Origin of the sequence: Candidatus Magnetobacterium casense (genome assembly GCF_000714715.1) — a bacterium.
GTDB lineage: Bacteria > Nitrospirota > Thermodesulfovibrionia > Thermodesulfovibrionales > Magnetobacteriaceae > Magnetobacterium > Magnetobacterium casense.
On sequence record NZ_JMFO01000007.1, the window covers coordinates 63,966 to 76,681 of the forward strand.

Here is a 12,716-nt window from a genome sequence, read left to right on the forward strand (position 1 = left end):
TTAAAAGTAAATCTTTATCTAAATACCCATAACCCATGAATAAATTATATAATTATCGCTTAACTACAGGCAGTCTGTTGTTTTATTGTACCGCTTACCCTGTCGGGCATTCTTTTGTCTGAACGTACTGTCAATGTCTCTGATTATCTGTTGTCGTGTCCGGTGCCACCTGGGGGCAATGAGGATGTCATCCGGGGCCAGGGCAAAGAGCCTTTGCAGGACGATCCCCGGGGCGAGTCTTTCCACGAACTCAACGAGGAAGTCCAGGTAATCATGGTAGCTAAAGACGTAGAAGGGGTTTTCGTTGTATATATCGGCCATCCTGGTGTTTTTTACAACCTGGAGCTGGTGTATCTTTAGAAACTCAACAGGCAGCGAGGAAACCTCATCGGCCATGTCAAGCATCTCCTGGATAGTTTCAGTGGGCAGGCCAACGATGAGGTGTGCGCCGATGGCGATTCCCCTGTCTCTGGTTATTTCAATGGTATCGAGAAAACACTTGTAGTCGTGTCCCCTGTTGATGTACAACAGACTCTTGTCGTAGATCGATTGCAGGCCATACTCCACCAGCACGAAGTGGGTCTTTGATATATGACTCAGGAGGTCAACCTTTTGTTCGTCGATGGTATCGGGTCTGGTGCCGATGGCAAGGCCGATGACGTCGGGGTGTGCCAAGGCTTCGTAGTACATCACAGAGAGCGCTGCGACATCGGCATAGGTGTTGGTAAACGGCTGGAAGTACACTATAAACCGTTTTGCCTTGTATCTGCGCTTGAGGTAGACTATACCGGCGCTTACCTGGTCCTTGATGCTCACGGTTGGCTGACAGGCGGAGGGCCTGAAGCTGTCGTTGTTACAGTAGATGCAGCCACCGTAGGCGACCTTGCCGTCCCTGTTGGGGCACGTAAAGCCGGCATCCACGTTCACCTTGTAAACGATTTCGCCAAACCTCTGTCGCATGTATGAACCAAAAGAGTTGCTCCACTGTTGCATACATTATAATTATCCACCTTTAGCTCTGCATATGTCAAACACGCCTGATTTGCCCTCCGGAGGATTTTTTTTACGGCAAGGATATTTTTGCATTCAATCAACGCGAAATCTGCTATAATATTTCGTGTAGACAGATAGGGCTGTTTTGTTGCCCTGATTGCCGGATTTTGGTTGTTGCGATGAAAATAGATGCTCATACAGGCTCAGGGATAGCCCTGATTGTTATAGGTGCATTGATCAGCATAGGTAACTGGCTGATACTCATAAGACGTATGACAGGCAAGCGTTTTATATCAGCCGTACCTCTGATAGGTGCGTTGTTTATTGGCATTGGAATGTTGTTTATTCCGGGCATAAGGCGATATTTCTTTATCGCCCTGTTAGTGGATTTCGGCACCCTTGAGTTGCTGTACTATCTGCCTAGGGTTATTATACGTGAAATCCGGGACTCACGTAAGTAGCGGGTTGATTAAGTGCCTGAACATGATTAACTTAACATACGCAACGAAACTTTATAATTTTACTACGGAATTTTGCTACTGAATCAGGGGGGCTTGCTTTATTTGAATCAAAAAATAAATACTATAGGATATTTATATTACGAAGGAGTGATTTTATGAGTGACAGTAGCATTATCGTCATAGATGATGATAAGAATAACTCCCAACAAATAAGCGAGATACTAAGACAAGAAGGTTATACAGTTTACAGTACCACGACCAAGGCTGAGTCTGTGGCTCAGGTGAAGAAGAATCCGCCCGGGCTGATATTTGTTAAGTCCATGCTGATGGACGCCAGCGGCTATGAGATTATCAGGGACATTCGGAGTACACACCCGGACATCCCCTTTATCATGCTCACCGAAATAGATAAACGATATGATGACAGATACAGAACCATCTACAAGATAGTCGATACCGTAAGGATACCCGTAGAGCGGGAGGACCTCCTGGAAAAGACAAGAATCCACATTGTAGACGCAAACGACATGCTCAACGAAACGGCCCCCTACGACCCTGACATTGACGACGTGGCCACAGAAAAAGCCTCGCGACCACTACCTCAATATGAGCAGGAGCAGGAAGAGGAGGAGGTTCACCCCCGGGAAGATGACTCCTCTGGGCATCGTGAAAAGGCTGGACTGTTTGAACTGGAGGAGGTATCGTACCAGAACGACCGGGATACCCAGGATGCAGAGGGGTTTGGACAGGACACACAAGCCTTCGCAGCAGAGTCGGCAGAAGATACCCCTGATTTTGAAGAAAACCCCAGACTTGCCGCTCTACGCCAAAAGAGGGAGAGGTTTGACTTTGAGGAAGAGATCAATCGTCAAAATAAAGACTACGCAGAGGACATCACCACGCTGGAACACGATGAGGAGGAATTTATACGGTCGCTGAAGGAGAAAAACGCCAAGAAGAAGCGGCTCATTGCCGGGATAGTTGCGGCGGTTTTCGTGGTAATCGTGGGCGTGGTCTATATGTTTGCAGTAAAGGATGGCCAGCCTGCAAAGGGCAAAAAGCCGCTTATCGCTCAAAAAGCAACCCCGCAGCCCATCGTGCCGGTTGTAAAACCCACGCCGCAGCAACTTCCGGTGGTTGTCGCTACACCTGCACCTGTTGCTGCAACACCGGAGCCGTTGAACCGGGTTACGCCGGAACCACCAAAGCAACAACGCATTACGCCTGAGTACGTTGAACCAGAAGAGGTAAAAGTACCCCCCAAAGAACAGGTACAACAGCAACGTCAGGCCCAAAAGTCTCCAAAGGCAGTCCCCGATAAGCCTAAGCCCAAGGACAAGGCCGTTGTTACCAAGGAGTCAAAGCCTCATAAAGCGGCCAAACCCGTAAAAGAGGATAGGCAGAAAGCCCCCGAAGAACCCGTCGATACAGCCCAGGAGGCCTACACGATACAGTTGGGTTCTTTTGCAGACCCCTCAAATGCCAAGCGTCTGAAGGAATCTCTCAAGAAGGAAGGCTACAGTGCCTATGTCAGGGAGTTTCCGCCACAGTCGGGGCAAGACGTTGCCATGCACAAGGTCTTTGTTGGCCGGTACAAGAACAAGGCCGATGCACTTAAAACCGTAAATAAGCTCAAAGGGACGAAAAACGTGGACCTGATCCTGAAAAAGATGTGAGCACTGCCCTGTAGTACGCAGATGTCAGGGACGAGGTATTTTTTGGCACCGGGGTGTCACCTCAAGCGGCTCGAAACGCCGTGTCTATACCGTGTGGAGACGGACGACCTCTATGAGGTTGACGATACAGCGTTTGAGTTCCTGGCGATGGCGGCCTCTGATGAGGGTGTCTTAGGTGAGGCAACCGAGTTCGTTGACTTCTGTATCGGTGAGGGTATCCTGCAACAGGCTATGCAGCGGACCAAAAGACCAACCGCTCCACTGCAGGGCAGACCCAATCCGCAACAATCGCCTCTGCCGTCACTGCGATACCTCGAACTACAGCTCACGGACGAGTGTAATCTGAACTGCAAGCACTGCTACATAGAGTCGTCCAGGACTAACAGGATGACCGTGGAGCAGATATGTTCGGTACTGGGCGAGTTTGAGGACATGCAGGGGCTGAGGGTGTTGCTAACGGGGGGAGAGCCGACGATGCACCCCGATTTTGCACACTTAAACGCCCTGCTGCCACGGTTTGCCCTGAGAAAGCTCCTGTTTACAAATGGCCTGTTACTGGATAACGACATGCTTGATACCTTAAACGTGGATGAGGTAATCATCAGCGTGGACGGCATGAAGGATGGCCATGAGGCGTTGCGGGGGGCAGGTACATTCAACAGGACGTTGGAGGCCATTGAGGCATCTGTCAGCAAGGGGTTTGCCACGTCCGTTTCGACGATGATACATGCCTTAAACGTCAACGACTTTGACCACATGCAAGGGATGTTTACAGAGATGGGGGTCAAGGACTGGATAGTTGACATCGCCTCTGTAGCCGGTAACTTTAAGGAGCACACAAACCTGAAGGTATCTCCGGCAATTGGCGGGAGGCTGTTGAATTACGGTTTTGGTGGAGAAATCCACTACGGTGATACGGACTTTGCCTGTGGCTATCATCTGATGTCCGTCCTGGCAGATGGCAAAGCAGCCAAGTGTGCCTTCTACGCAAGTCAGCCCGTTGGCAACGTAATGGAGGATGGCCTGCTGAAATGTTGGCAGCGTATTAAACCGATAACGATAGCGAGTCTAAAGTGCAATGATTGCCAGGAGAAGCTGACATGCAGAGGCGGTTGCAGATACAGGGCCGCAGAGTTCGGTGACCCATCAGGCAAGGATCTCTACAGATGTCAGAAGGCAAGAACGGAAAAAGAAATGTGATAAGGGCAAGCATCCTCCCATGCAGCATAGGATGGATTTGCGAATATCTATGGCAAGACCATTGCTCGTAATTAATTAAAAAAAATTGTCCGAAAAAAACACTGTTGACATCGGCAAAAATATCCTGTATAATTAAAGGATTGAGCTTGGTTTGAGCCGCTAGCTCAGCAGGTAGAGCACCGCCCTTTTAAGGCGGGCGTCCTGGGTTCGACTCCCAGGCGGCTCACATGGAGTCCCCATCGTCTAGTCCGGCCTAGGACATCGGCCTTTCACGTCGGTAACACGGGTTCGAATCCCGTTGGGGACGCCAACTCCACTTTTTTACGGCTAAATATGATAGCCTCCCATAAGCAAAATTGCCTTGTTGTTTATTCCATTGATATCGTATAATATATACCTGAGCGATAATAGCCTTAAAGGGGTAAATATGAAAAAAGACGTTGGACTCCTAATTGTTAAAGCCGCAAAGGTAATTGTTGCAACCATATTAACGCTGCTGGCCTCCGTAGGGGTTTACGGAAACGACAAGGTGGAGGTTTTTGTTCAGGCGGGGCATTTCGGCCCGATTACCGCCGTAGCTATAACCCCTGATGGCAAGTATGCCGTCTCCGGCAGTGAGGATAGAACCATGAAACTGTGGGACATAGACACGGCAAAGGAGATCAGGACTTTCAGAGGACATTTTGGCCCGGTTACATCCATTGCAATACCCCCTGATGGCAGGCATGTTCTATCTGCGAGTGAGGATAAAACCCTCAAGCTGTGGGACATCGCCTCCGGCAGAGAACTCAAAACATTCACCGGACACTCGGACAAAGTTCACTCGGTAGCAATATCCCCCAACGGCAAGTATGCACTATCTGCAAGCGAAGATAAGACACTCAAGATGTGGGACATAACCTCCGGCAGGGAACTCAGGACTTTCACCGGACACGCAGACAAGGTTCACTCGGTAGTGATAACCCCCGACGGCAAGTATGCCCTATCTGCAAGCGAGGATAAGACCCTCAAGCTGTGGGACATCGCCACCGGCAGGGAACTCAGAACGTTCATCGGGCACTCAAAAGGTGTAAGGGCAGTGGCACTGTCCCCCGACGGTAAGTATGCCTTATCTGCAAGCGGGGATAACGTCCCGAGGCCGTGGGACTTAACCACCGGTAGGGAACTCAGAACTCTCAAAAAAGGGTTCTACCCGGTGGCAATAACCCATAACGGCAGGCATGCCCTGGTTGCAACCCTTGGGACATCCCTCAAGATGTGGGACTTAGCCACCGGCAGAGAGGTTACGACTTTCAAAGGAAGTTCGACCCCTGTTCAACACCTGGCACTGTCCCCTGATGGCAGATATGTTTTATCCGGAGATGCCTATAGTGACCTGAAAATGTTGGATATAAACACCGGCAAGGAGGTCAAAAATCTCAAAGGCTATGCCGATCTGATCAGCTACGCAACACTATCCCCTGACGGCAAATATGCCCTATCCGGAGGGTGCGACAGAACCCTCAAGCTGTGGGATATGACCACTGGCAGCGTTAAAACTCTTACGGAATATACGGAACCAGTCAACGCCGTAATAATGCCCGCTGATGACCCACACACCGGTGCCAAAGCCCCACCCATGATAACTATGCCTAGCAACAGAATTAAGGGATATATTGAGGCCGTTAACTCTGCAGCAATATCCCACGATGGCAAGTATGTCGTCTCATCCTGGGATCATACCATGCAACTGTGGGACATAGCCTCCGGCAGGGCAATTAAAACCTTCAAGGGACATAGCAATTATATTTACTCCGTAGCAATATCACATAACGGCAGGTATGTCTTATCCGGAAGCAGGGACAAAACCCTGAAGCTGTGGGACATCGACTCCGGTAACGAACTCAGGACATTCTCTGGCCACTCCGACAAGGTCACCTCCGTAGCACTATCCCGCAACGACAAGTATGCCTTATCCGGCAGTTGGGACAAGACCCTGAAACTCTGGGACACGGCCTCTGGCAACGAACTCAGGACCTTCACCGGCCACTCCGACAAGGTCACCTCCGTAGCGCTGTCCTCTGACGGCAGGTACGCCTTATCCGGAAGCAACGACAAAACCCTGAAGCTGTGGGACATCGCCTCCGGCAAGGCACTAAGAACATTCACTGGCCACTCCGGCAGGGTCACCTCCGTAGCGCTGTCCCACGACGGCAAGTACACCTTATCCGGAAGCAACGACAAAACCCTGAAGCTGTGGGATATCGCCTCCGGCAAGGCACTAAGAACCTTCACCGGTCATCGGGCGGGGGGATTTCCGTATCGCTGTCCCACGATGGCAGGTATGTCTTGTCTGCCGGTACGAGTATGGACACGGTAGGGCCATCACCCGAATATGGAGATAAGACCCTGAGACTCTGGAATATAGCCACGGGTAAGGAACTCGTTCAGTTCGTATCCTTTATTGATGGCCAGTGGGTGGCTTTTACCCCGGAGGGCTACTACAGTGCCTCGGCAGACGGCGAAAAATACATCAACGTCCGCACGGGAAATACCGTCTATGGCATTGACCAGTACAAGGCAGTCTACTATAACCCCCAGATTGTGGAGGCGGCGCTGAAAACCGGCAATATCCAACAGGCCGTTGCACAGGTATCCGGTGCAAATAAGGAAATGCCTGTTGCTGCCGACATTCGGGGCATTATGCCGCCCTCCGTGGTGATTAAATCCCCCGACAATAACGGAGAGGTTTACTCTCAATTGCAGGATATCTCAATCAATATCAAGGACGACAACCATGCCGTTAAACAAGTGCGAGTACTGATCAACGGTAGGGAGGTAACGGCAAATGCCTCCTCCCGCACAATTAAGATACCCAAAGGACAAAAGACCATTGCCTTGAAGGTCCCCGTCAAACTGGACACCGGGGAAAACCTCATAGAGGTCTTTGCCTCAAACGGCTACTCGGAAGGCCGTAAGAACGTGCGTGTAACCTTTGCTCCAACCACTAAGCCGACCCTCTGGATACTCTCTGTCGGCATAAACCGCTATGACAACAAGCAGATTCCCGCCATCAACTATGCCGCCAATGATGCGGAGGCAATCGTTGCGGCATTTGAAGAACAAAAGGGCAAGCTGTTTCGTGAAGTCAACAGCCTCATTATCAGCGACCTCAGTGACATCAAACCGACATACGACAATATTGTGAAGAACCTGGACTATCTTGCCAAGGCTACTGCGGATGACGTTGTCGTCCTGTTCATATCGGGACAGGGCATTACCGATAACCATGGTGCGTACTATTTGTTGCCATCCAATGCCGGCTTCAACGACGACGGTTCCGTTGACCCCTCAACGGCCATATCGGGACGGGAGCTTAAGTCTGCCCTGGATATCATCCCGTCAAGAAAACTCGTCTTTGCTGACACATCCCACGCCAACTGGACAAGTGGCGGAAGTACCAGAGGGGTGGATAACGATGGCTTCGTTGGAGAACTCAGGGACGTAAAAACGGTCATATTTACCGCAAGCCGGGCAAGGGAACTCTCTCTGCAGTCCGATAAGTGGCAGCAGGGCGTTTTCACCTACGCTACCATTAGAGGGATGGCAGGCAAAGGGATGGAGGGTGAGGGCACATCCATCAAGACCCTAACGGTTACGATGAAGCAACTGGCCACCTACATATCCGAACGCATCCCAAAACTGACAAACGGCTCCCAACACCCCATGACTCACATCCCACAAGGATATGTAAATTTCCCCGTGGCAGTAATAGACCTAAAGTAGGGAAAAATATGTGCTATAAACTCAGACGGAGGGCAGTGTAAGTATGAAGAAAAACATTGGAAATCAGATTATGGAAGCCGTAAAGCAATCGTTACAGCCATCCTGTTGTTGCTAACCACCGGAGGGGCTTACGGGGGCAATAATGCGGAGATTTCCGTACAGGGTGGGCATTTGGGTCCGGTTAACTCCGTAGCGATAACCCCTGATGGCAAGTATTTTGTCTCCGGAGGTGCTGATAAAACCGTGAAATTGTGGGAAATAGACTCCGGCAGAGAGATCAGGACTTTCAGCGGGCATTCACAGAGCATTATCTCCGTATCGCTCTCCGGCAATGGCAAGTATGTCCTGTCTGCAAGCGATCTTGATAAAGTCATGAAACTGTGGGAGATAGACACTGGCAAAGAGGTGAGAACGTTCAACGAATCCAGTCACATTTACGCCGCTGCTCTATCCCCCGACGGTCAGTATGCCCTGTCTGCATGTGATGATAAAACCCTGAATTTGTGGAGCATACGCACCGGCAGGGTGGTCAGGACTTTCAAGGGGCATTTGTCCGGGGTTCGCTCCGTTGTGATAACCCCCGACGGAAAGTATGCCTTATCTGCAAGTTTTGATAATACCCTGAAGCTGTGGGACATCGCCTCCGGCAACGAACTCAGAACATTCACCGGACATTCAAAAGAGGTTCGCTCTGTTGCGATAACCCCCGACGGGAAGTATGCCTTATCCGCAAGTGGTGATGCAACCCTGAAGATGTGGGAGATAGACTCCGGCAGAGAGATTAAAACTTTCAAAGGCGCCTTCCCCCCTGTGGTGATATCCTCCGATGGCAAGTATGCCTTATCCGGGGGTGATAAGAAACACCTGAGACTATGGAACATAGCCACAGGCAGAGATGTCGGTACCTTCATAGAGCCTTCAAACCCTGTCAGCGCCCTGGCGCTGTCCCCCAATGGCAAGCATGTCTTGTCTGAAAGTTACGGCACCCCCCTGAGACTGTGGGACATAGCCACAGGCAAGGATATCAGAACTTTCAATGGCTATTCCGGGCAAGCTGGGATGTCGGCTCATGGCGACGAGGGTTATTCCGAGCAGGTTGGTTCCGCAGCGATATCGGCTGATGGCAGATATGTTGTCTCCGGAGGTTGGGACAAGACCCTGAAACTGTGGGATATATCTCACGGGATGGAGATGAAAGCCTTCAAGGGGCATACAAGCGCTGTAACCTCCGTGGCAATATCGCCCGATGGCAAGTATGCCCTATCCGGAAGTTGGGATAACACCCTGGGACTGTGGGACATAACCACCGCCACGAAAACAGCAACCTTCAAGGGACATAACAGCCATGTCTCCTCCGTAACGATATTCCCCAACGGCAAGTATGCCCTATCCGGCAGTTGGGATAAAACCTTGAGGCTGTGGGACATATCCACCGGCAAGGAACTTAGACTTTTCACCGGACATTCCGAACCGGTGACCTCCCTATCAATATCTCACGACAACAAATATGCCTTATCGGGCAGTTGGGACAAGACCCTGAAACTGTGGAACACAACCTCCGGTAAGATGCTCAGAACCTTCTCCGACCACTCCGCTGCGGTTACCTCTGTAGCGCTGTCCTCCGACGGCAGGTACGCCTTATCGGGCAGTTGGGACAAGACCCTGAAGCTGTGGGATACAGACTCCGGCAAGGTGCTCAGAACCTTCTCCGGACATTCAGCTCCGGTTACCTCCGTAGCACTGTCCTCCGATAACAAGTATGTCTTATCCGCAGGCAGCGATAAAACCCTGAAGCTGTGGGACATAAATACCGGCAAGGAGCTTAGAACCTTCACCGGTCATGGCAGTGGACCGATCTCCGTATCGCTATCCCCCAATGGTAGGTATGTCCTGTCTGCCGGTACGGCTGTAAACACCTCAGAGACATCGTCAGAGTATGGAGATAAAACCCTGAGACTGTGGGATATCACCACGGGCAAGGAACTCGTTCAGTTCGCTTCCTTTGCTGATGGCCAATGGGTGGCATTTACCCCGGAGGGCTACTACAACGCCTCTCCAAACGGTGATAAACACATCAACGTCCACACAGGAAATACCGTCTATGACATTAGCCGGTACCGGGCAACCTTCTACAACCCCCAGGTGGTGAAGGCGGCACTTACGCTGTGCAATACCCAACAGGCCATTGCACAGGTACTTGGAATCGATCAAAAAAACTCCGCCGTTATCAGAATCCATGATATACCACCTCCTGTTGTCGTGATTAAATCCCCCGACAATGATACAGAGGTTTACTCCCAAACCCAGGACATCTCTATCAATATCGAGGACGGCAATAATGACATCAAACAAGTAAGCATCCTGCTCAACGGCAGGGAGGTAACGGCAAATGCTCCCTCCCGCACAATTAACATACCCAAAGGGCAAAAGACCATTGATTTGAAGGTCCCCGTCAAACTGGACAACGGAGAAAACCTCATAGAGGTATTTGCCTTTAACGGCTACTCGGAAGGCCGTAAAAGACTGCGTCTAACTTTTACTCCAACCACTCTGCCAACCCTCTGGATACTCTCTGTCGGCGTAAATCGCTATGACAACAAGCAGATTCCCCCCATCAGCTATGCCGCAAATGATGCGGAGGCAATCGTTGCGGCATTTGAAAAACAAAGAAACAAACTGTTTCGTGAAGTCAACAGCCTCATTATCAGCGACCACAGTGACATCAAACCAACATACGACAATATTGTCAAGAATCTGGGCTATTTTGCCAAAGCCGCTGCAGACGATGTTATCATCCTGTTTATGTCGGGACAGGGCATTAACGACAACCGTGGTGGGTACTATTTCCTGCCATCGGATGCCGCTTTTAACAACGATGGTTCGGTTGACCCATCAAGGGCCATATCGGGGCGGAGGCTTAAGGCTGCCTTGGATATCCCGGTCAAAAAACTCGTCTTTGCCGACACGTGTCGTTCTAACCAGATAGGTGGCAAAAAAAACAGAGCGGTTGATAATGACGCCTTTGTCAGGGGACTCAAGGACGTAAACGCTGTCATATTTACCTCGGGCAGGGCAAGAGAACTCTCTCAACAGTCCGACAAATGGCAAAATGGGGTTTTCACCTACGTCATTAGTGAAGGGATTAGCAATGGAGGTATCCAAATTTATAATTCCGCAATTACGATAAAAGACCTGGAGACCTACATGCACAGAGAAGTCCAACAATTAACAGGTGGTGCCCAACACCCGATCACTTACATCCCTGAAGGATACGTCAATTTCCCGGTGGCAATGATACTGCAACAGTAGATAAAAACAGAGATGAGGGATTCATAAATTTTCGGGGATTTATTTTTGTATTGAACTTATTGTACACTAAATATCCGTGATGAAAGACGAGGACAAGACAAAGCAGCAGTTGATCGATGAGTTGTGTGAGTTTAGGAGCCGTCTCTCTGCCATGCAGCGCGCTAATATGGGGTGTAACGAAATGGAGGCACACCTGGTTGAGAGCGAAAGCAGGTTTCGCATAATGGCAGACTCGGCGCCCGTGTTTATCTGGATGTCGGATGCCGATACGGGACGCAACTACTTCAACAAGGTCTGGCTTGAATACACCGGCAAGGGTCTCAGCGAAGAAGCCAATGAGGGTTGGCTAAAGGGCGTACACCCGGAGGATTACCAGAGGTGCAGGGAGATGTGCAGCGAGTCACATCAGAAGCGACAGCAATTCCGTCTGGAGTACCGGTTGCGACGCCATGATGGCGTCTATCGCTGGATTTTGGATACGGGCAACCCACGCTTTACAAATGATAATAAGTTTATAGGCTTCATAGGCTCCTGTGTTGGCATAACGGAGAAAAAAGAGGCCGAAGAAAAACTCAAGTACATTGCCCACTTTGACGTCCTGACCGGATTGCCTAACCGTATGCTGTTCTTTGACCGCCTGGAACAGGCCATCGTACAGGCAAAGCGTTACAGTCACCTGGTAGCGCTGCTGTATGTAGACCTCAACCGCTTCAAACATGTCAACGACACGTATGGACACCAGATCGGCGACCTGGTTCTCAGGGAATCGGCCAAGCGCCTGTCGGGTTGTGTGCGTGACGCCGACACGGTTGCACGGATAGGCGGAGATGAGTTCAATGTAATACTCACCCGGGTCGGCGAAAAAAAAGACGTCCAACATATCGCTGAAAAAATAATCGACGTTATTAGCAAGCCATTTCAGTTTGACACCATTGAGTGTACCATCGGAGCCAGCATTGGCATCAGCCTCTATCCACAGGATGCGCGCGATACCGATATGCTCATCAAAAAGGCAGACTCCGTCATGTATAAGGTAAAAGACCTCGGCAGAAGCGACTTCATGTTCTGCTCCTGAAAAACCAAGCGTAGTACTCCAGCTTCTAATAAGCAGAAAAGCATAAGTAGCTATAACGTAATTCACCCAATTAAAAAAAGAAAGGGGCGGCTCCGCCCCCCTTCAGAACCCCCTGCAAGGGGAGGGGCGAGGCGCCCCGGCCGGAAAGAAGTCCCCTTGACCCCATTATTTCACGCTCAATTATCATGCCTGAAAAAACCTGTGTCATTTCAGTATACATGTTTATGCTCGGCTACT

At 50.3% G+C, this 12,716-nt stretch carries 8 protein-coding genes and 2 tRNA genes; 9 read left to right on the forward strand and 1 reads right to left on the reverse strand.

The window, feature by feature from the left end:
• Positions 1-63: 63 nt before the first annotated feature.
• On the reverse strand, positions 64-993 hold the full coding sequence (gene mnmL / locus Mcas_RS05800) for a tRNA modification radical SAM protein MnmL/YtqA (protein ID WP_040334569.1): 930 nt from the start codon (positions 991-993) through the stop codon (positions 64-66).
• 179 nt (positions 994-1,172) lie between these two features.
• Here mnmL and Mcas_RS05805 point away from each other — a divergent pair, with 179 nt between their 5' ends.
• The 9 genes from Mcas_RS05805 to Mcas_RS05845 all read left to right on the forward strand — a co-directional run bounded on the left by Mcas_RS05805 (position 1,173) and on the right by Mcas_RS05845 (position 12,479).
• On the forward strand, positions 1,173-1,454 hold the full coding sequence (locus tag Mcas_RS05805) for a hypothetical protein (protein WP_040334570.1): 282 nt from the start codon (positions 1,173-1,175) through the stop codon (positions 1,452-1,454).
• Positions 1,455-1,609: 155 nt separating this feature from the next.
• The gene (locus Mcas_RS05810) at positions 1,610-3,130 is read left to right on the forward strand and encodes an SPOR domain-containing protein (protein WP_040334571.1); all 1,521 of its coding nucleotides are present in this window, start codon (positions 1,610-1,612) and stop codon (positions 3,128-3,130) included.
• A 42-nt stretch (positions 3,131-3,172) separates the two neighbouring features.
• Complete coding sequence (locus Mcas_RS05815; RefSeq protein ID WP_162176265.1) at positions 3,173-4,330, forward strand: radical SAM/SPASM domain-containing protein; 1,158 nt, start codon at positions 3,173-3,175, stop codon at positions 4,328-4,330.
• Between the two features lie 153 nt (positions 4,331-4,483).
• A tRNA-Lys gene (locus tag Mcas_RS05820) sits at positions 4,484-4,556 on the forward strand.
• Between the two features lie 6 nt (positions 4,557-4,562).
• A tRNA-Glu gene (locus tag Mcas_RS05825) sits at positions 4,563-4,640 on the forward strand.
• Positions 4,641-4,757: 117 nt separating this feature from the next.
• Positions 4,758-6,689 (forward strand): WD40 repeat domain-containing protein, encoded by a 1,932-nt coding sequence (locus Mcas_RS05830; protein ID WP_052566913.1) that lies wholly within the window; start codon positions 4,758-4,760, stop codon positions 6,687-6,689.
• The gene (locus Mcas_RS05835) at positions 6,659-8,095 is read left to right on the forward strand and encodes a caspase family protein (RefSeq protein ID WP_156033184.1); all 1,437 of its coding nucleotides are present in this window, start codon (positions 6,659-6,661) and stop codon (positions 8,093-8,095) included. The genes Mcas_RS05830 and Mcas_RS05835 overlap by 31 nt, the downstream gene beginning before the upstream one ends.
• 108 nt (positions 8,096-8,203) lie before the next feature.
• A complete protein-coding gene (locus Mcas_RS16375; protein ID WP_333782391.1) occupies positions 8,204-11,404 on the forward strand; it encodes a caspase family protein in 3,201 nt (1,066 codons plus the stop codon).
• Positions 11,405-11,483: 79 nt separating this feature from the next.
• A complete protein-coding gene (locus tag Mcas_RS05845; protein ID WP_052566915.1) occupies positions 11,484-12,479 on the forward strand; it encodes a sensor domain-containing diguanylate cyclase in 996 nt (331 codons plus the stop codon).
• The last annotated feature ends 237 nt before the right edge of the window (positions 12,480-12,716 follow it).

Excerpts from the sequence above, each read along its gene's own strand:
- Mcas_RS05810 (WP_040334571.1), top strand. The coding sequence starts at position 1,610 with ATGAGTGACAGTAGCATTATCGTCATAGATGATGATAAGAATAACTCC.
- mnmL (WP_040334569.1), bottom strand. The coding sequence starts at position 993 with ATGCAACAGTGGAGCAACTCTTTTGGTTCATACATGCGACAGAGGTTT.
- Mcas_RS05845 (WP_052566915.1), top strand. The coding sequence starts at position 11,484 with ATGAAAGACGAGGACAAGACAAAGCAGCAGTTGATCGATGAGTTGTGT.
- Mcas_RS05830 (WP_052566913.1), top strand. The coding sequence starts at position 4,758 with ATGAAAAAAGACGTTGGACTCCTAATTGTTAAAGCCGCAAAGGTAATT.
- Mcas_RS05805 (WP_040334570.1), top strand. The coding sequence starts at position 1,173 with ATGAAAATAGATGCTCATACAGGCTCAGGGATAGCCCTGATTGTTATA.